The organism is Halodesulfovibrio spirochaetisodalis (assembly GCF_001672295.1).
GTDB lineage: Bacteria > Desulfobacterota > Desulfovibrionia > Desulfovibrionales > Desulfovibrionaceae > Halodesulfovibrio > Halodesulfovibrio spirochaetisodalis.
This window is the reverse complement of sequence record NZ_JXMS01000005.1, coordinates 81424-102632: the sequence shown is the minus strand read 5'-3', so window position 1 is coordinate 102632 and position 21209 is coordinate 81424. Positions and strand designations below refer to the sequence as shown.

The 21209-nt window shown below is 46.6% G+C and carries 15 protein-coding genes; 2 read left to right on the top strand and 13 right to left on the bottom strand.

The genetic code is table 11. From position 1 onward, the window contains the following. Positions 1–306 precede the first annotated feature (306 nt). From SP90_RS04440 to SP90_RS04420, 5 genes are all read right to left on the bottom strand, one after another. Complete coding sequence (locus SP90_RS04440) at positions 307–1314, bottom strand: ABC transporter ATP-binding protein (protein ID WP_066853019.1); 1008 nt, start codon at positions 1312–1314, stop codon at positions 307–309. A gap of 9 nt (positions 1315–1323) precedes the next feature. Next, positions 1324–2289 (bottom strand): ABC transporter ATP-binding protein, encoded by a 966-nt coding sequence (locus SP90_RS04435; RefSeq protein WP_066853017.1) that lies wholly within the window; start codon positions 2287–2289, stop codon positions 1324–1326. Continuing rightward, positions 2286–3209, bottom strand: a complete 924-nt coding sequence (locus tag SP90_RS04430; protein ID WP_082936293.1) for an ABC transporter permease — start codon at positions 3207–3209, stop codon at positions 2286–2288. Before SP90_RS04430 ends, SP90_RS04435 begins: the two co-directional genes overlap by 4 nt. Positions 3210–3225: 16 nt before the next feature. Further along, positions 3226–4200 carry an ABC transporter permease gene (locus tag SP90_RS04425; protein WP_066853015.1) on the bottom strand — a complete coding sequence of 325 codons (975 nt, stop codon included), beginning with the start codon at positions 4198–4200 and terminating at the stop codon, positions 3226–3228. Positions 4201–4442: 242 nt separating this feature from the next. After that, complete coding sequence (locus SP90_RS04420; RefSeq protein ID WP_066853013.1) at positions 4443–6014, bottom strand: ABC transporter substrate-binding protein; 1572 nt, start codon at positions 6012–6014, stop codon at positions 4443–4445. Between the two features lie 195 nt (positions 6015–6209). On the opposite strand from SP90_RS04420, the gene SP90_RS04415 reads away from it, so the two are divergent. Beyond that, a complete protein-coding gene (locus tag SP90_RS04415) occupies positions 6210–7376 on the top strand; it encodes a M20 family metallopeptidase (protein WP_066853011.1) in 1167 nt (388 codons plus the stop codon). A gap of 309 nt (positions 7377–7685) precedes the next feature. Here the strand turns inward: SP90_RS04415 and SP90_RS04410 are convergent, their stop codons facing one another. The 8 genes from SP90_RS04410 to hpsG form a co-directional block, all read right to left on the bottom strand. Then, entirely contained in the window at positions 7686–8063 is a 378-nt protein-coding gene (locus SP90_RS04410) for a nuclear transport factor 2 family protein (protein ID WP_066853009.1), read from the bottom strand. Between the two features lie 508 nt (positions 8064–8571). Further along, complete coding sequence (locus SP90_RS16865) at positions 8572–9954, bottom strand: NAD(P)/FAD-dependent oxidoreductase (RefSeq protein WP_066853008.1); 1383 nt, start codon at positions 9952–9954, stop codon at positions 8572–8574. After that, positions 9954–10247: a (2Fe-2S)-binding protein gene (locus SP90_RS04400; RefSeq protein ID WP_066853006.1), complete on the bottom strand. Its 294-nt coding sequence runs from the start codon at positions 10245–10247 to the stop codon at positions 9954–9956. The genes SP90_RS16865 and SP90_RS04400 overlap by 1 nt, the downstream gene beginning before the upstream one ends. 28 nt (positions 10248–10275) lie before the next feature. Next, positions 10276–11391: an NAD(P)/FAD-dependent oxidoreductase gene (locus tag SP90_RS04395; protein WP_066853003.1), complete on the bottom strand. Its 1116-nt coding sequence runs from the start codon at positions 11389–11391 to the stop codon at positions 10276–10278. Between the two features lie 165 nt (positions 11392–11556). After that, the gene (locus SP90_RS04390) at positions 11557–11931 is read right to left on the bottom strand and encodes a RidA family protein (protein WP_066853002.1); all 375 of its coding nucleotides are present in this window, start codon (positions 11929–11931) and stop codon (positions 11557–11559) included. Between the two features lie 316 nt (positions 11932–12247). Next, a complete protein-coding gene (locus SP90_RS04385) occupies positions 12248–13696 on the bottom strand; it encodes a sodium:solute symporter family protein (protein ID WP_066853000.1) in 1449 nt (482 codons plus the stop codon). Positions 13697–14017: 321 nt separating this feature from the next. Further along, the gene (locus SP90_RS04380; protein WP_066852998.1) at positions 14018–16078 is read right to left on the bottom strand and encodes a sigma-54-dependent Fis family transcriptional regulator; all 2061 of its coding nucleotides are present in this window, start codon (positions 16076–16078) and stop codon (positions 14018–14020) included. 169 nt (positions 16079–16247) lie between these two features. Beyond that, the gene (hpsG, locus tag SP90_RS04375; protein ID WP_066852996.1) at positions 16248–18728 is read right to left on the bottom strand and encodes a (2S)-3-sulfopropanediol dehydratase; all 2481 of its coding nucleotides are present in this window, start codon (positions 18726–18728) and stop codon (positions 16248–16250) included. A gap of 1452 nt (positions 18729–20180) precedes the next feature. On the opposite strand from hpsG, the gene SP90_RS04370 reads away from it, so the two are divergent. Further along, positions 20181–21191 (top strand): TRAP transporter substrate-binding protein, encoded by a 1011-nt coding sequence (locus tag SP90_RS04370; protein WP_066852994.1) that lies wholly within the window; start codon positions 20181–20183, stop codon positions 21189–21191. Positions 21192–21209: the final 18 nt, after the last annotated feature.

The window sequence follows — 21209 nt, the reverse complement described above, 5'->3', positions numbered from 1 at the left end:
ACATACTGTTATAACTGCATAAATTTCGTAAAGAAAAATGGTGAGTGATAAGCCGTGCGCTATTGTTTTAATGGGGGTGATCATTATAAGAAGACAGTAGTAATTGTAAAAAATGTAAAAAAAGTATGGTGCACATAAAGTAAACTATTTGTTTTGTGTGGTTGGAGGACGTGTAAATAGTATTGCAGTGTCACTTCATGTGATCATTTCCTTTCGTATGAAAAAGATACGTTATGCAAAAAAAAACGGCTCTGTTATTACAGAGCCGTTTAACGCTTATTATAGTCTGAAAGGAATTATAAAATATTATCGCATAGTAGCCAGATGGCAACATGCCCTGCGACCAGGGGCAATTTCCATATCAACGGGTGCTTCTTTTTTACAGATATCCATTACGTGCGGACATCGAGGGTGGAAGTGGCAACCGGATGGCGGATCAAGCGGGGAAGGGATTTCACCTGCAAGCGGAGTAAAGTCGACGCCGCGGCGATCAAGTCTTGGAACTTCATCAAGCAGTGCTTTGGTGTACGGGTGGAACGGAGAGTTGAAGATATCCTCAACAGGAGCAACTTCAACAACACGTCCAAGGTACATCACTGCGATTCTGTCAGAGATATGCTCCACAACTCCAAGGTCGTGGCTGATGAACAGACACGTCAGGTTCAGCTCATTACGCAGTTCCATAAACAAGTTCAGAATCTGTGCCTGAATGGAAACATCCAGCGCTGCAACAGATTCATCACAGACAAGGCATTCAGGCTGTACAGCCATAGCACGGGCAATGCCGATACGCTGTCGCTGACCGCCTGAGAACTGATGCGGGTAGCGATGTGTGTATGACGGGTCAAGTCCGCAGCGCAGCATTACTTTGGCAAGATAGTCATCCAGCTCAGAAGATGTTGTCAGCTTATGGAAAAGCGGAGCTTCTCCAATAATATTCCGGACACGTTTACGCGGGTTCAAGGACGCGAAAGGGTCCTGAAAGATCATCTGAACATTAATATTGTAGTTCTTGATTTCTTGCGCAGAAAGGCTGTCTATGTCCTGCCCTTTGTAGTAAATCTTTCCTTCACTCCGTGGCAGAATACCGCAGAGCATGCGGCCCAATGTTGATTTACCACAACCGGATTCGCCCACAAGACCAAGCACTTCGCCCGGCATGACAGAAAGGTCTACGGAATCAACTGCCTGTACCCGTTCCTCACGTAAGTTGGAACCAAGGGAACGGGCAATACGGCCTGCTAAATCGAGCTTTTTGACGAAAGCGCGGCTCAGACCTTCGCATCGAAGATAAGGTTTATTGGTATCGCTCATAATTGTTTCCTACAAGTTCGGGTGGAAGCAGCAGACACGGCGTCCGTTGGCTGTCTCTGTAACAGGCGGTTCACAGTGACATTTTTCTGTAGCCTTTGGACAACGCATACGGAACGAACAGCCTTCAGGAAGATTGATAAGAGAAGGTGTCATGCCCGGAATCTGGTAGAGTGGTTCGCCTCTGTGGTTCTTGCTCGGCACAGACCCGACAAGACCTTCGGTGTACGGATGAAGTGGCTTATCAAGCACATCTTCCACAGCACCTTCTTCGATAATCTTGCCTGCGTACATAACAGCCACTCTGTTCGCAAGGCCAGCAATAACAGTCAGGTCATGTGTTACCCACATGAGAGACATGCCAGTTTTGCGGCAAAGGGTCTGCATTTCAGACAGGATCTGACTCTGAATAGTTACGTCGAGAGCCGTTGTGGGCTCATCAGCGATAATCAGGTCAGGACGGTTAAGCAGACCGGTTGCAATGGCAACACGCTGGCGCATACCACCGGAGAACTGGTGCGGATACGCTTTAACACGTTCTTCAGGAGAAGGAATACCCACCATTGCCAAAGCTTCGACCGCACGTTTACGTGCTTCTGCTTTGCTTACTTTTTCGTGGGTACGTACTGCTTCAATCATCTGGGTATCAATTCGCAGAACCGGATTCAGGGTCATCATTGGATCCTGAAAGATCATGGCAACTTCGTTTCCACGGAAATTACGCCATTCCTCCACGCTTTGAGTCAGGAGCTCACGTCCTTTGAACTTGATGGAACCGCCCACAACGCGACCCGGTTCGTCAACAAGCCCCATAATGGAAAATCCGGTTACAGATTTACCGCTGCCGGACTCACCAACAATACCTACGACCTCACCTTTGTTGATGGTAAGCGAGATGCCGTTAACAGCTTTTGCTACACCAGCGCGGGTGAAAAAGTGCGTTTTAAGATTAGAAATTTCAAGAAGTGGAGTGCTCATCGTTTTAACCTCGGATTCAATACATCGCGTAATCTGTCACCAACAAGGTTGATGCTTACAATAAGGATAAGCAGGGCAACGCCCGGATAAAAGCTGATCCAGTAGTATCCGCTTTGCAGGTATTTAAAACCGTTGGAAATAAGCAAACCTAATGACGGCTCGGTGATAGGCATGCCGAGACCGAGGAATGAAAGGGTCGCTTCAAGCGCGATGGCACTCGCCACTTTAACTGTAGAGATTACAATAAGCTCAGGAGTACAGTTGGGCAGAACGTGTGAGAACATGATTCTGCGTTGCGGAAGTGCAAGACATTTTGCAGCCTCCACATACTCTTTACTTCGCTCGACAATAACGTTGGAGCGGATAGCACGGGCATAGTACGCCCACTGGACAAGGATAAGCGCGAGGATAATTTTATCCACACCCTTACCAAGAATAGCCAGCAGAATAAGCGCCACAAGAATAGCCGGAAAGCTGAGCTGAAGATCTACAATACGCATGATGACAGAGTCAGTCTTGCCACCGACAAACGCAGCCCACAAGCCGATAACTGCACCAATAACCAGCGCAATAATGGTGGAAACCACGCCGACCCCCAGAGAAATACGCAGTCCGTATAGAATGGAGCTGAACATATCGCGTCCCTGACTGTCTGTGCCGAGCCAGTATGTGACGGAACCATCAAATGATTTGGAGCCTGGTGCAAGTTTTCCGTCCATAATATCAATGGACATAAGGTCATATGGGTTCTGTGGGGTAATGTACGGCGCAAACAGCGCAACGCCGATCATTATAATAAAAATGACAAGGCCGACTGCAGCGACGCGGTTTTCAAAAAATTCTTTTACTGCCTCGAGGATCAGGGATTCATCTTGAACCGCCGGAGCCTGAACGACAGCTTCAGTAGTATGTTCTGACATATCAGAGTCCTTGCGGTTATCGTTCCTGACCGAGGCGGACGCGAGGGTCAAGAATGGAGTAGAGAATGTCCACAACCAGATTGATGATGATGAACATTGTTACGGTAATGAGCAGGTAGGCAACAATAATCGGGCGATCAAGTACGCCGATGGAATCGATGACCAGTTTACCCATTCCCGGCCATGCAAAGATGGTTTCGGTAACTACTGCAAAAGCGATAAGGCTACCGAACTCCATTCCGAGAACCGTGATAACAGGGATCATAATGTTTTTCATAACGTGCAGACCGATAACCCGTGTTTCGGACAAGCCTTTTGCGCGGGCAAACTTAACATAGTCCATCTGCATGTTTTCCTGCACACCGGCGCGGGTAAGGCGGATTGCAAGAGACGTTTTGAACAGGGCGAGGTTTGTAGCCGGCAAAATAAGATGCGCAAGGCCACTTAAGGTAAGGAAGCTGACAGGTATGCCGAGAAGCATGACTGTTTCGCCGCGCCCCCCCGAGGGCAGCCAGTTAAGCTGTACTGAGAATATGATGATAAGCATAAGCCCCACCCAGAATGTAGGGAGACTGAAACCGAGAATGGAGAAACGCATAATGTTTCGACCAATCCAGTTGTTTGCTTTCATACCGGCAACCATACCGAGTGGAATACCGAAAATTACAGCAATAAACATAGCAGTAAAGGCGAGTTCCAGTGTGGCAGGAAGGCGATCAAGAATAACCTTGAGAGCTGGTTCGTTGTACACAAAAGAGTTGCCGAAATCACCGTGCAGCGCACCTTTTAAAAAGATGGTGTACTGTTCCCACAGTGGTTTATCCAGTCCCAGCTCGTGAACTGCACGGGCGTATTCTGCCGGAGTTGCATCCGGTGCGATTAAGATATCGATAGGGTTACCGATGTAGAATACTCCCACGAATACCAGCAGGGACATGACAAGCAGAACGACAGCGCTCTGCGAAATGCGACGTATGAGGAAAGCGAGCATAAAGGATGACGCTCCAAAAAAGCCAAAAGGGGTAAAAAACAGGCTGAAGGGGCGTGATGTTCACGCCCCTTCAGGTGTAGTCATTAAACATGGCATGCCGCGCAGTGCATTCTTGGGTATCCAGACGAAAAGGCTGAACACTGTTTTGTCTGCATTATCCTGAATCGGAGGCGTTGTCCGGTCAGGGGCACGGATGTCGTTTGTATGCGGCAGCAGAACCGCAGCATTATGTTCTGGTTATGTTATTTGGTTTCACTTACTTCGCGCGGAAGGGTGTAGCCGTCGGTACGACCATTGTAGTCGAGACCTTTTTTCATTGCCCACACGTTTACCTGATAGTGGATAGGCACGATACCGATGTCGTTCATACCAGTCTCAACTGCTTCAACAAGCAGAGCATTGTGTCTGGCAGGGTCAACAGTAACAAGAGCCTGTTCGAGCAGCTTGTCTACTTTCGGGTTGGAGTAACGACCGCGGTTTGCAGAGCCGAAACCTTTATCTTTGTCGTAAGTGTGGAGCAGAGCACCGAGACAGTTGGAGTGTTCACCGGTGTCAGTTGCCCAGCCAACGAGCATGAGGCTGAATTCCAGAGCAGAAGCTTTGCCGAAGTAAACGCTCTTAGGCATGGTGTTTACTTCTGTTTTAATGCCAACTTTTGTGAGCATCTGTGCAACAGCCTGTGCAATGTCGCCGTCGTTTACGTAACGGTCGTTCGGGCCGTGGATAGTAATTTTGAATCCATCAGGGTAGCCTGCTTCAGCAAGCAGAGCCTTGGCGCCTTTAGGGTCGTATGCTTCAGGCTTCAGTGTTTTACTGGTGCCTTCGTAACCTTCAGGAAGCATCTGTGCTGCAGGAACAGCAAGGCCGTCCATGATGCGGGCAGCAATTGCTTTACGGTTGATTGCTTTAGAAATTGCTTTACGTACGCGTACGTCTTTCATTGGGTTTTTGATTTTTTTACCGTTGTTGTCAGTCACCATAGGGGTGTCATTACGGTCAGAATCAAGGTGCAGGTAGATAAGACGTGTGGAAGGAGACTTGGAAAGCGTAAGCTTAGAATCCTTGGACAGGTGAGCCACGTCTGCAGGCGGTACGAAGTTGATAATGTCAACATCGCCGGACTTAAGAGCAGCTACACGGGTGCCGTCATTTGTAATAGGCTTGGCAATAATAGTTTCCCAAGGCTGTTTCACACCCCAGTAGTTATCGTTGCGCTTGTAGGTAATGTGATCACCACGCTTCCATTCCACCAGCTTGTATGGGCCGGTACCGATAGCAGCTTTTCCGGAGTTGAAGTCAGCAGTGCTTGCACCTTTGCCGTATTTTTTAGATACTACGTTAAAAGTCGCCATGTTACGTGGCAAGAGCGGTGCAGGGCCCTCTGTGTGGAAACGGATGGTGTGCGGGTCAACAATTTCAATTTTTTTGATAGCGCTGACCATACCGGTGAAAGAAGACGGGCTGTTAGGTACAGTTGGAATACGTTCGATAGTGAACTTTACGTCTTCAGCGGTAAATGGGGAGCCGTCATGGAATGTAACACCTTTACGGAGTTCAAATTCCCAAACATTATCGCTTACAGGAATCCAGGAAACAGCGAGTCCCGGCATGAGGTTCTGACGTGAATCCTGACGGATGAGCTTGTCAAAAACATAAATAGCCTGTTCGTTGTTTGCATTCACGTTATGGAAATGGGGATCAAGAGAGGTAGGTTCACCTTTCAGACCAATAGTCAGCGTCTCAGCTGATGCACCCGCGGCGCATACGAGCAGAAGCATACAGACGGTGACAAGAGCCATAAATTTATTACGCATAAATCTCTCCTTGCTTGTTAGTCTCACTCAAAAACAAGTGACCATACGGGAAAAAATTTTGAGAATCAAGAAACTCTCAAAAAACCGCATAAGTCGGCGCTGTTAGGCGCTTTGTATTTCATGCCTGCCAGACCCTAATACATAAAAAAGCAATATCTGTCTTGCTGAAAATTACAAAAAAGTAAGGTATTCGACGTGATTAAGAAAGTACAATCGTTCATTGCTGAACACGAACAGGAAATGGTTTCGCTGCTGAAAGAACTTGTCTCTATAAACAGTTATACAGGCAATAAGTCCGGTGTTGATGCGGTTGCTGATGTTATTCAAAGAGAATGTGAAAAAATGGGGCTGCATGTGCGCAGGGAAAAGCGCGATAATGTGGGCGATAACCTTGTCATCGAGACGCAGCTGCACAGAAATGGAGTAAAAGGAATTCTTATGTGCGGGCATATGGATACCGTATTCCCTCCGGAACTTGGATTTACTGAATTCACGCGCGATGAAACCAATTTTTACGGCCCGGGCGTTGCCGATATGAAGTGCGGGCTTGTTGAAGGGGTTTATGTGCTGAAGGCTCTGGATACCCTTGGCTTGCTGCAGGATATGTCCATTGCTTTCATCTGCAATTCAGATGAAGAGACCGGTTCGACAAATTCTTCTGAGCTGATTTTGCAGGAAGCACGTAACAGCTTTGTGGCGTTTGTTCTTGAATCCACGAAAGCGGGCGGAGAGCTGGTTATTGGTAGAAAAGGCCGTATGACCTTTGAGCTGGAAGTAACCGGAAAGGCGTGTCATGCTGGTAGTGCCGGAGACGACAAAGCAAGTGCTATCCTTGAACTCGCCCATCAGGTTCAGGCGTATGAAGCATTGAATGATCTTTCGCAGGGAACCAGCGTGAATGTCGGTAAAATTGAGGGCGGCATAGGTGCTAATACTGTCGCTGAAAAGGCACGGGCTATTGTCGAGTTCCGGTATACACAAAAGGAGTGCGGAGACACCGTCTGGCAGACAGTTCAGGAACTTGCCGCGAATCCTTTTTGCTGCGGAACAACATGTACTGTTCGAACCATCACAGCGCGACCATCCATGGTAACGAATGATGCTATTCTCGGACTCTATGACATGATCAAAGAAATTGGGCAGGAGCACGGCTTTGATATTCAGTGCGCGCAATGTGGCGGTGGGTCAGATGCAAACTTTATTTCCCAGACAGGCATACCTGTGATTGACGGCATCGGACCTATCGGCGGCAAGTTGCATTCTGTAGATGAATACCTTGTCACCAGCACTGTTCCTGAACGGGCTGTTCTTGCCACATTGATTGTAGCACAGGCATGGAAACAGTATTGCTGTGCCAAGTAAGACCATGCTGGTTTGATATCAACCACGAAAAAAGAGGCTGGTGATAGTCCCTTACCTTCCTTGAATACATTTACGCCGTGAAAGGAATACAAAGCAGTTGGGGACGACGCAGCTACGACATCTGGCGTGTCTGCTTTTTTGAAGTGTTGCGCGCAGTTGTGAGATTATTATCAACCTGAAAAAGGTGGAGTATTAATTACTCCACCTTTTTTGATGCCGTATGTTCCGGCTGAATATTGCGACAGAACAGAATTTGTAAGAGTTGATAACGGCTCTTACGTCAGAAACAAATTTGTCCTTGCTGTCTGCTTACTTAGCAAGCGGCTCGGAATAGAATGTTTTGGAAACAATAATCCATTTTCCATCATTCTTGATGAGGGAAAGGTAATCGGTAAAGAGACGGTCAACAATAACAAGGTTCACTTTAACCATTGCGTAGTTTTCATTGATAAAATCAATAGAAAGAATGTTGTCTTCGCGTGCTACACCGGCTTCCTTGGAGGAAGTACGGCTGGCGATACGCTGTTTGAGCACGTCACGACCAGCAATGGTTACTTCACCGTTATCTACAAAAGAAATGTGTGCACCTTCATGGAAAACTTTTTCCATGGTTTCTGCATCACCTTCATATAACATGATGAAGTACGTTTCTAAAAAGTCGATAATTTCTTTGATTTCAGCTTGCATGTTTTCTTCCTTGCAAAGGTAAGCAGTAGAGATCGAATTACAAAACTACTGCCTGCGAAAAACACAGACCCTGAATGCGCTTGCTGTGTTTTCCGGTAAAAGTATGCTGGTTGTTCTGTCGCAAGCTTCAACCAGAAGTTGCTTAGCGAATTGTTTCGCTTTAGCTATTCCAACTTGTTGTTAGTATTAGATGCTAGGATACCAGAAATATGTTGTCTACTTAAAAGAACAGAGTCGAGTGTTGCCTTAGCATCGCGTGTACAGTTAATAATGAATGGTAATGTAGTAAAGGAGTGACCGACACGAAGCTTCTAAAGCGCTCGTGCCGGTTTTGCGGAAGAATCACTCCATGTGCCCTTGGCTTTGTAACCGTTATCCGAAACTATTTCGGAATGCAGCGAAAAGATTGCGCCGGTTGTCTTCATGAGGTCTATAGAGGAGCCACTAATTCGCTGCAAATATGGTGGAGTATCGAAAAGTTTCTGATAATCTATGGAGATCCTCGCGGTTACGTTGCGCTAGGAAAATCGCGCAATTCGCGAACGGTTACCGGACGAATTGGCGGTCGAATATGTAATGCACCAACATTTGGTACTTCTGTTTGTAATGTTGCAGCGGTAATCTCTGCGAGCGCACTACCGCACATACGTCCCTGACATGGTCCCATGCCGCATCGGGTACGTAATTTGATTTCATTCACGTCGTGGCATCCTTCCTTGATGGCTTGACGGATGTCGCCTGCGGTTACGCCTTCACATCGGCACACTACAACCTCGTCTACCATCGTAAAAAGGTTTTTTCGGGGAGCGAAAAAGGCATCAACAAAGCCACGTGGTGCGAGAGCTTTATAGAGGCGTCTCTTTACAGGAGCAATTTGCAGTTGTGCAGCACTTTCGCAGAGAACATTCAGGCGGCGTGCCACATCAATACCGGCAAGTTCGCCTTTGGCTGTTGCAGCATTCACGCCGTGAACTTTTTGGCCGTCACCTACAACATAGATAGCGTTATTACTGGAGCGACCAAATGTGTCTGTTTTTGCATACCAATAGCGTTGGACGCGATCCCACTTGTGCTCAAGGTTCAGCATGCGTGTTATATGCGTGCGCGGAAGCATTCCTTCATGAACAAGCAGCGTAGCAGCATTAAGTGTTTTATGTTGCCCGCGATGTACAAAAGATACCTGATTAAGTTGACCGTTTCCCTTTGCTTCTATCTCAGTCACATTATGGTACTGCTTTGCACCGCCAAGGAACATGGCTCCCATCATTTTGAGCCCCTTAAAAAGGAAAGGGATGTCTGCAATTGCAAGTGGAATACGCAGCATTGACTTCGGTTTATTCTGGAATGGGCTTGTATTTAGAATGCCTGCAATTTCAACACCCAACTCATTGAGATGGTTTGCAACGAGTGGAATAAGGGGGCCGTTTCCCGCAAGCACAACAGGGCCGTGCGGTACGATGCCGGAACTTTTGTAGAGAAGATCTGCTGAACCTGCGCTCATGACCCCAGGTGTGGTCCACCCTTTGAAAGGTACAGGGCGCTCCATTGCTCCGGTTGCAACCATGATGTATTGAGCTTTGATCTCTCTTGATTCACCATCGCTGCTGCATAATACCCCATCGTGCGATACATCCCAGACGGTTGTTTTGGGAAGATAGACAGCCCCGCTTTTGGTAAAGCGGTCAACAAGATTGAGTCCGTCATTACGGTCTTCTTTGGAAAGGAAGCGGCTGTAACTTTTTTTACCGGAAACAGAACGATAAATTTGTCCGCCCGGTGAATCTTGCTCATCAAGAAGAATAACATCCAGACCATTTTCAGCAGCAGTGCTCGCAGCTGAAAGACCTGCAGGCCCTGCACCGATAACAAGTACGTCGTATTGTTCCTGCATTAGTATTTCTCCCTGAGAGTGTTCTGCCGTTTAACCTTCATTCCTTCTCTCACAGTGATGAGGCAGGATTGCTGATTAGGGATGCCGTCAATTTCCATCATGCATTCAAAGCAGACTCCCATGAGACATACTGGCGCGCGATTATCGTCCATAACTGGGTTTTTCCCAGTGTGACCAGCGTGCCCCGGCCCGAGTACAGCTGCAGCAACAGAAATATCAGCGGGAACTGTCAGGGACTTGCCTTCAAAGAATATTGTAACAGTATCTAAGGTGGTTGATATATTTGTGGACATGAAAAGCTCCAAATAAAACTACGGCGAGCTACTTCTCGTCGAAACGTGAAAGCGTGAAATCAGCTGCTGTTTTGCAAATCTCTTTGCCCATTATGAAGTCAGGCAATTCAGCAATATGAACGGCTGCAAGGGTTACGGCACTATGAGCATTTAAGATGAAAGCATTTTCATGCCCCGGAATTTTGTCATAAATCGGGAAACCATCTTTCGGCCATACTCGCAAACAGCTCCATGTACGGATAATGCGAAGGTCTGCAAGAGCAGGCCAGATGTCTGTTGCCCATTTAGCTACGTGACAAAATTTTTCTGTATGAAGTGACGTATCGGTTCCTACGTACTCATGTTCGAAGCCGATCATGATAGTACCGCCACGTGTACGTGTGATTCCAAGAAGTGGTGAAGGCAGGATGTCTGGCACGCGTTCGGTAAGAAATACCTGACCCTTGTTTGGGACAACAGGCACCGTTACGTTGAATTTACCGGCAAGCTGACGATTGCCTAGTCCAGCTGCGAGTACCAGACGAGTACATTCAATTTCACCATCATCAGTTGTGATAAGGTAACCGGATTCTGTCTTGGCAATATCGATGACATTGGTGTTCGGGATAAGTGTTCCGCCAAGGTGTTCCATGCCATGCCGGAGGGCGAACATAAGTTTGAGTGGTTCGACTAAGCCATCTTCTGCGCACCATGTTGCACCTGTAACGTTGGTGCCAAAAGTAATATTTGGAAGCTTTGCTTGAAGTTCGTCACGAGTCAGCATTGTTCCGGGGTAGCCTTTTTCGCCTGCTTCTTTGCGAAGTGCATCAAGGTAATCACTGCGTTTGGTAAATTCTTCTTCACCAAGACAGGGAATAAGGCCGCCGGATTCAGTGTATTCAATATCAATGCCGGAAGTTTTTTTCAGTTCGCTGGCTAAGCTTTTGAATAGCTTGGAAGAAGAAAAGCACCATTCAACATAGTTTCTGTTGCCAAGTGCTTTAGATTGACACCAGATAAGTCCCATGTTGCTTCGCGAAGCCCGGTCAACAGAAGGTGTAGCATCCACTACACCGACGCTAATGCCTTTTTTAGCAAGTCCGTAGCCCACGGCAGCACCTGTAACGCCGCCGCCCACAATGAGCACATCAAAATTCTGTCGCATTATGCGATCCTTTTTCCTGCAATAACATCGTATCTACTTATTATATGGTTTAGCAGCAGATCAGATTTGCGGTGCAGTTCCCAAATCCTGAGATGGTAAGTAAACGAGAAATCAAAATTACTGGCAGTTGCTGCCTGTCTCTCTATTTCCAAGTACATCAGTGCATTACGGTGCTTTGTAAGCGATTGCGTCTACTTCTACTTTACAGTCGCACATCATGGAACTTTGGATAGTGACACGTGCCGGTGCATGCTCAATGTCAAAAAAATCTGCAAAAACACTATTAAATTCCGGAAAGTCACGAGGGTCATCTATCCAGACCCCGATGCGTACGATGTCCTTTGTTGTATAGTTGGCGCTTTCTATAACTTGCTTCAGGTTGGAGAGCGTTAGACGGGCTTGCTCCGTCATGTTTCCTGCCAGAAGGTTGCCTTCTGCGTCGCGTGGAACTTGGCCGGTAACATAGAGCCATCCGTTTGCTTCTACAGCGTTGGAAACAGGAAGCCTTGGGTGTGTGCCGTGTCGTATAATTACAGACATGCTATAATCCTTTTTTATTGTGCCGGAGGCGGGGCTTGGTATTGAACCCAGCAAAGTAGCGGCGCTTGTGCACTGGCGTAGCGTAGGGTGTTGCTGAACACAGGCGCCGCTAGATTGCTTCATAGAAATGAGGCAATCAAAAGCAGAGTTGCTACATAGAGCCGCCTGTAGAACAGGCGGCCTGTGTTCACTTAATCCTTCTTGTCTAAGCTTTTCAGCCAGGAGAAGACGTTAACGGCAACCCATGCTCCACAAATGATATTGAGGGCAAAGGAGGCATAGATAAGGTACTTTACGATAACTTCCATATATCCTCCTAAATAAGGTGCTCAGGTACAAATGCACCTTTAGGCTCTTTGTTTTTGGTAGCCATATGAATGATGAATAAGACTGAACAGTTGGCTACAATTCCTGCAAGGTTGGCAGGAATGCCAAATGGATCATGCAGTACTTTATCACCCCAGATGAGACAGGTTGCGAGGCCGGCAATAATAGCAGGTGCCCCTGCGTATGGAGAGATTTTGATGGTTCCTATTTTACCTGAGAGCGCTATGAGCAATGGAGGCAAAATGGCTGAAGGCCAGAGTTTGAATACGTAGATCATGAGTCCGAAAACATCCTGGAAAAGAACAGCAACAGCGATGGAACCACTACCGATAATCAGAGTAGCCCAGCGGGATTGCTTTAACAGGGTGCTCTGAGATGCTTTCGGGTTTACGAATTCATTGTAGATGTCACGGGTGTATATAACAGCTGCTGTGTTGATAAAGGAGTCACCTGTTGACATGACAGCCGCGAGCAACGCACCAAATACGATACCGGCAAGTCCCATTGGCAGGGTGTCTCGTACGAGATTGGTCATTGCAAGACCCGGTTCTACATTGGGCTGTAATACGAGGGAGGCAAGACCGATACCAGCTGTTGTCGCAAGAAAGAAGCCGTAATAGCCAGCAAAGATGAGAACGCCTTTTTTAGAATCCTTAGCGGACTTTGCCGTTGCGTAGCGTTGAATAAAGTACGGAGCACAGAACTCACCGAGCAGGAACGCAAGGAACAATCCCAAAAACTGCATTGGGGTCCAGTCCGCAAAAAGCTGGAGCTTTGTAGCCATTTCCGGCGCATTATTCAGTACTTCCATTATGTGATCGTATCCACCGGCATTGTTCATAGCCAGAATACCACACAAGGAAATACCTACTGCGAGAACAACGTATTGGACAGCATCGGTTAAGACTACTGCAAGCATGCCACCTGACCAAGTGTAGGCAACTGTGATAACGGAAGAAAGAATTGCAGCCGGAATGAGATCCATGCCGGTGGCAGTCTGAAGAATGCGACCCATCGCAAGAATCTGTACTCCGAACAGGGCGAGGCAGAATAAGAACGCTACGATACTTGAGAAAAGGCGTCCTGCACGACCGTAGTACAGACCAAATATGTCACCAATACTGTAAATGTTTTTACCAGCTTCCCGCACTTTTCCTGCGATAAAGAAACCGGACCAGAATTGGTTTAAAACAACGCCTATAAGACCGGCAAAAACAATAATTCCTGTCTTGTGCATAAAGGCGATACGGCCAATTGTAGCTCCACCACCGCATAGTGTAGCTGCAATTGTAGCGAACAAAATAGCAGTTGGTACACTACGTCCGGCAACAGCATAATCGTCGAAATTTTCGACTTTGCTCATGGTGTAGATACCCATCCAAATGACAAGCCCGAAGTATAAAAATACAACGATCATGTCTAACCAGTGAAGTCCCATGCATACTCCTCATTGTTTAGTTGCTAAGCGACATAACAGTCGTCAGCAAATGGCAGAATAGTGAGATAATAAAAAGCTCTATCCAAAGACTGCATCTGCAATGAGCAAGGAGCGTACCATGCGTTATTTTTAGTTAACTATTTGATATGTATAATGTTTGCAGGATTGTTGTTGGCTTGTAAAAGTGTAACAAAATATTACAGTTGAAAGCATGTTCAATATAAAAACAGGGCGTAGAAGCCCTGTTCTTAGACTGTTGGTTATATTTTTTGAGCAACTGCTCAATGTGTAATGTTTTATTACATGTAATAAAACGTTACACTAGCAAGAAGCAATATGGTATTTTTTTAGTTTTCTATAAAGAGTGGGGCGGCTGACTCCCATCACTCGGGCTATCTGGCTGATGTTACCTGCATGTTCTTCTATCAAACGTTTTATAAGTGCGTGTTCCATCTCTCCTAACATGGCATTACTGTTCGGATTTAGATTGGTAACTTCTGCGGGAAGACTCAGTTCCTGCACTTGTCTGGCGGCCAAGGTATCCTGATCAGATCCCTCTTTGTTGGTATATTCCAGTCCAAGATCTTCGGGCGTAATAAAATTTTCTTCACAGACATTTACTGCGCGCTCAACTGCATTTTCCAGTTGGCGGATATTCCCTTGCCACGGGGCTTGTGTGAGAGATTGTGATGCCTTTGGGCTGTATTCTAAATCAGGTTTGCCAAGGCTAGGTCGAATTCGGCGCAGAAATGTTTCTGCTAGTGTCAGAACATCATGACCTCGTTCGCGAAGCGGTGGAATGGTAATGGCGAGTGTGCTGATTCGATAAAAGAGGTCTTCGCGAAAGGAGCCTCTGCTGATCGCACTGTCCAGATCGACATTCGTAGCTGCAATAATGCGCAAATCTACTTTGATCGGCTGTATGTCACCAACTCGGTTTACTTCACCGGATTGAAGAGCCCGAAGAATTTTCACCTGCATATCGAGTGGCATATCACCTATTTCATCCAGAAAAAGGGTGCCGCCGTCTGCCAGTTCAAATTTACCGGGGCGTCCGCCTTTTAGTGCACCTGTAAACGCTCCTTCCACATAGCCAAAGAGTTCACTTTCAAGCAGTTCGTTGGGGATTGCTCCACAGTTAATGACAACAAAAGGCTTGTTGCTTCTTGGACTGGCATTATGAATTGCTTGTGCAAATAACTCCTTACCGGTTCCGGTTTCCCCGCATAAAAGCACTGAAGCATCACCTCTGGCAGCAGTTCTGGCAACTTTTTTAGCCTCTTCTAGCGGGGCACTTGATCCAAGAATTGACTCAAATGTAAAGCGGGCTTGTGAGCCGGCAATCTCATTTGCCAGCTGCAGCATTCTGTCATGCTCCATAACAAGCAGAATCCCTCCGGCATGTTCTCCGTCAGGCATGGTAACCGGGTCTAGTGTGCAGACAAGCGGGAATCGAGAATCACCTCGAATAAAGGTTACTTCTCTTTCTGTAAAACCTGATTTTGACTGGAGCACTTGTTGCCAGTCTAAGCGGGTACGGGTGAGATTTGCTATATTGATTTGCGGGATGGAACGTTCAGATTCGGACAACGTATTGGGAACAACGCCTTGGTCGAGACCAAGGAGCGCATTTGCTTTTCGATTGATCTGCATAATCTCGCCGGCATCGTTGAGAGCAATGATACCTCGTTGGTCAGATTCCATCAAAGCTGTCATGTAGGTGTTGCGGACAGCAATTTCCCGTGCCTTTTCTATTTCACCGATCTGTGAGCGGATAGCTTTGGCAGTAAGGATTACCATCCCGAGTGTATGCAGGTGTACTTTGTCTGCATGCCCGCTAAGAGCTATTGCACCAAGAAGCTTACCGTTGTTGTCGTATACTGGCGTTGCAGAGTTCGTAATATTGTGCGCTCGTTTACAGAACATTTCTTTGCCGGAGATCTGGATAGGAATGCCTTCCTTGAGCGCCAGACCTATACCGCACGTACCTACAGCCTTTTCAGTCCATAGGTATCCGGGCATGCAATTTCCCTTCTTGTAATGTTCCAGAATTTGTTTGTCGCCAAGGGAGTGCAGCACATATCCGTCAGCATCAGCTACAGCCATACAGAATCCTGAACCCTTTAAAATTTGGTACAGAGTGGACATTTGAGTTGTGACAAGGTCGTAGAAAGGCTGGCTTGCTTTTATGCGTAGTTGCAGTTGCTCTGGGCTAAGTTTGTACTTTTCCGGGGAAGCTGTTTGATTGGGGTCAATTCCCATTGCTTTAGACCGAGAATGTGATTTCTGGATAATTTGCGCATAGCGCTGTGCATTAAGTTCTGTGCTAACAAAAAAATCTTTGTCAGGCACAGGAGTACGTGGTGAATTTTGGTACGGCATCTGGTTCTCCCCCCGAATGGCATAGAGTATGTAACATTTTGTTACGCCTTCTCATTATATTGCGTAGAAAGACGGGAAAATCAAGAGAGATAAAGCCAGTATTTTCAGGGTAATAAAAAAGCCCCGACACTTTCGTGTCGGGGCTCATTATTTCATCTAATGCGCGATACTAAACAGATTCGTGAGCAGTACGTGCGATGAGGTCGTTCTGGAGATCTGGAGAGAGATCTACGAAGTATGCAGAGTAACCTGCGATACGAACGATAAGGTTACGGTATTTTTCTGGATCCTGCTGTGCAGCAACGAGAGTATCTTTGTTGATAACGTTGAACTGTACGTGCCACAGTTTGAGGTCGCAGAATGTACGGATGAAGGAAACGAGTTTTTCTGTACCTTCTTCACCTTCAACACACTTAGGAGTGAACTTGATGTTCAGCATACGAGCAGCGCGATCGCGGTGGCCGTAGTTCTTAGAAGTGTAGTTGGAAAGGAGAACCGCAGTAGGACCGTTTTTGTCAGCACCGTGAGATGCAGAAGAACCGTCAGAAAGCGGAGTCCAAGCAAGACGACCGTTAGGAGATGCACCAACTACTTTACCGAATGGTACGTGGGAGGTGAATGGTACGTAACGAACGTCGTTGTGCATGCCGAGTTCTTTAGCGTATTTCTGGCCGTAGAGAACGTTGAAGGAGTCAATTTTGTTAGCTACTTCATCAGCGTACTCATCGTCGTTGCCGTAGCAAGGAGCAGTCATGAGGAGCTGACGTACGTCTTCTTTGCCTTCGAAGTTGCAATCACAAGCTTCGATAACTTCTTTCATTGTGAGTTTTTTGTCTTCGAATACGAGTTTCTTAATAGCGCAGAGGGAGTCTACGAGAGTACCAAGACCCATGTGCTCGAAGTAACCCATGTTGATGCCTTCTGGGATCTGCGGGGTGTGCAGGTCGAGGCAATGCTTCATGCAGAGGTCGTGCATTGCAGAGCCCATTGGCTGTGCAAAGTGCTTAGCACGAAGGTTGTTGATTACGTACTGCTGGTAGAATGCAGTCTTGAGGAAGTGATGATGCTGTTTTTCGTATGCAGCAAAGAACTCTTCCCAAGTTTCGAAGGAGAGAGGGTCACCGGTTTCGAGACCGAGAACCTGGTCGCCGTGCTTGAGCATTTTACCGTTGTGCAGAACCATTTCGAGAGCTGCTACGAAGTTGATGTATGCACCACCGGAAGTGTATGTGTCGCGGTTAGGCATACGCGCTTCGGTACAACCGGAAACAGCGTAGTCGTAAGCTTCTTCAAAGGTTGCACCTTTGGAAACGTAAAGAGGTACTACTTCTTCGTCGTTGATGAGTTTAGGGAAGCCGGAGCCGTCCTTAATGGTTTCAGCAACGTCTGCGAGGTAGCGCTCAGGAGAGCAAGAGTGAATACGCGCTGCAAGGTCAGGGTAGTGAAGCGGGAATTCACGTTTTGATTTAAGGAAGAGGTAAGTCAGTTCGTTGGTTGCGTCGCGACCTTCTGGAGTCTGACCACCGATAGTTACAGCTTCCCAGTGAGCGTAGCCTTCGTTGAATGCGCCGCCGGTAGGGGAAACGTAGAGGTCGATGAACTGTGCCATACCAACCCAGAGACACTCGAGGAGTTCAAGAGCTTTCTCGTCGTCGAGGATGCCAGCTTCTACGTCAGCCTGGTAGTAAGGGTAGAAGTACTGGTCCATACGGCCGTTAGATACGATTGTACCTGTTTTCTGCTCGATACGGGAGAACATCTGAGTGAACCACTGGGACTGAACAGCTTCGTGGAAAGTACGAGCTGGGTGCTCAGGAACGTGAGCACAAATTTCAGCCATTTTTTCGAGTTCAGCTTTACGTACTGGATCAGATTCTTTCTTAGCGTACTCAGCTGCGAGCTCGGAGTGACGACGTGCCCAAGTGATAACAGCGTCACAAACGATTACGATGGACTCGAGGAAAGGTTTTTTCTCAACGTTGTCGATTGGGGAAAGCGGATCGAGAGCTTCGATTTTTTCGAGAGCTTCTGCTTTAATGCCACCAAAACCACGCTTGAGGATTTTTTCGTAGTCGTGAACCCACTGAATGGAAGAACGGAAAGAAGAAGTTTCGTTAACGATGAAGCGGGAAGCAAGACCTTCTGGATCATCGTAAGTAAGTTTGTGTACTTCTTCTGGGAAAGATTTGTTGAGAGCTTCGTGGTAAGTTTTACCTTTCCAGTAAGGAGCGATCTCTTCAACAACTACTTTTGCGTCTTCTGCAGAAATAGAGAAAGGAGATTCAGTACGGTTAGGGAGATCTTCAACAGCGATGTCGAGGAAGTCACCATCGAGTTCAGGGTAGAGCAGACCGTAACGGCCTTTTACACCACCACGACCACAAATGAGGTTGTCGTCGTCGATGTAAACAGTGATGTTCTCAGCAATGTGCTTCATTGCTTTTGCCCAACGCAGGCAGAGCATTTCACCTTCGGTCTCTTTCATGGACTCGGTGAAGTATTTAGCACGCTCAATGTCGATGATTGGACGAACGTTGTCGAAGGTTTCGAGGATTTTGAATACACGCGGGTGGGATGCGCGGTAGATATCTTCTTTGCCTTCAATTTTATCGAGCAGACGCTGTTCGTGAGGTGATACACAACAAGACATAACTGACTCCTGTGAATTAGGTTCAAGTAGGTGGCACAGTTTTCTGTGCAGTACCTGTGGGTTAAAAAATGCTGCGGCCGCTGTGTGCTCAGCAGCAGTAAATTTGGATTCTCATTAGTAAGAGTGCGTTCTTCAAAAGCTAATATCAGCGATTCGTATGGTTGCTTCTGAGAGAGCCGCGCCCTGTGTTTCTCTTAGAGCAAAGGTGATGCCAACATAGGCAGTCGGAGTGCTTTTTTCTTAGAAAAGTAGCGAAAAACATGAACTCGATGTCTTGGCGGAGGTGTGAATAATCGGCAAAAGAGATTCAAAAAAATTGAATTACTGCCTCAATCCTATTGAATAAAGCGGGGTTTGGGCTTGCGTGGATATTTCCTGAGCACGGAGAAGCTGTATCCGTGAGAAATGTTCAAAGGTAGTATTCTTTGTGAAAAATAGCTCGTGAAAAAGGCGTGCAGGGTGGCAGAGGTTCTAATGCTTTGCAAAAATAGCATAAAACCGTTGCGTTGTTGCAACATGTGGAAAACCTACTTTGTGCAGTTCTGTAAAAACAGTATGTTATGGATTGTTGCATATCTGCTACTGTCGTTCATGATTTGCATCGTTGCAACATGGTTTTGTGGGGTTCCAAGTAACATTCTGAAATTAAATGAAAAGTATGGTAATAGGTGAAGGCTTTTGCTCTATATATAATGATAGAGTGCGTAGTGAGTTGACTGTATGTTCAGTCAGTCTTATTTATATTGCTGAGGTCTGCAAGAGGGCTCGTGAGCGAATATGGTCGTCTTCGTACTTGGGGCGGTCATGTGAGAAAGGTCAGTTATTATTGTGAAAAAAAGTGCAAAAGGGCGAAATGAGAGCGGTGGCTGAAGGCGTTTTGTGTATTGTTTTTCTTCAATAACGTTTTATTTCAGATTGTTGCATGGCTGTTCGTGTCGGCTTTTTATGGGGCTCCTTGCTGCTGAAAAGATGGTTGTGCATTGTTGCAACATTGCACCTGGGGATGCATCTCTGCAACAAGCGTTTTTGTTCTTCTCAGTATCCTGATATAAAAGGCTTTCGCGGCTTTGTGTTGCAGATATGAAACCTTGAACTGGCGTTTTTGCAACTTGAGAGGGGCTTTTTTGTCCCTGAAGGATGAATTTGAGCGCTTGCACAGCCTAGAACGTAAGTACAATTTAGGGCGGCGGTCAGCTCGATTTACAGTCTTAACTGTTTGCTTGTTCTGTTTTTGAAAAAATGATGTATTATGGAGTGTTATATTGAATTTTTGAACTTCTTTTATCAGTTTGTGATGATATGGAGGCAAAAAAGCGCTGAACTAGCTTGCACGAAAAATCACAAATTGTAGCTAAAAAAATGCCCATTGGCATTGGTATTGCTTTTATAATCGGCAGTGCATCTTAACGGCTTTATGGATGCGCTGGTTTTTTTTAAACATTTGGAGGATATATGCGCTATTTTATTAAATCCTTAATGTTGCTTCTCGTAGCTGCAGTACTTGTTGTCGGTGCTACATCTATGGAAGCTCAGGCTCGTAAAATTACTCTTCGCCTTGGTCACCCAATGGCTCCGGGTAACAACGTTACTCTCGGTTACGAGAAATTTAAAGAGCTCGTAGAAGAACGCTCTAACGGTAAAATCCGCGTTCAGCTCTACGGTAACGCTATTCTCGGTAGTGACCGTGTAACCATGGAATCTGCACAGCGTGGTACTCTTGATCTCGCTTCTGCTTCTTCCCCGAACATGGCTAACTTCTCAAAAGCCTTTATGGTTTTTGACCTTCCTTACGTAACTGGCCCTAAATATCAGGAAAAACTTTACGCAGCTCTGGATAACGGAGAGCTCGGCAAGTACCTGTCCGCTGAACTTGAGAAAATTAACCTCAAGCCTATTATGTACAGCGAATACGGCTACCGTAACTTTGTTGCTACCAAGAAAGAAATCAAATCCGCTGCTGACCTTGCAAACATGAAGGTGCGTACAACTGCTTCTCCAGTAGAAGTAGCTGTAGCATCCAAGCTTGGTATGAACCCGACTCCAATTGCTTGGGGCGAGGTTTACACCGCACTTCAGCAGGGCACAGTTGACGGCGAAGGTAACACTTTCTCCCTGCTCAACGATGCAAAGCATACTGAAGTTCTCAAGTATGCAATGGATTCTGCTCACAACTACTCAATGCACATTCTTCTTATGAACAAGAAGAAGTTCGACGGCCTTGCTCCTGAACTTCAGGAAGCAATCGTTTCTTCCGGTCGTGACGCTCTCGCTTACCAGCGTGGCATCACAGCAGACCTCGAAGCTAAAGCTGTTGAAGCATTCAAAGCTCAGGGCATCAAAATCCACAAGCTCACAGACGAAGAGCGTGCAAAGTTAGTAGAACTTACACGTCCTGTCTGGGACGAGTTTACAAAAGATATCCCAGCGGATCTTCTTAAACTTGTTCAGGACACACAGAAGTAGTTCCGTTAATGGGGCAGG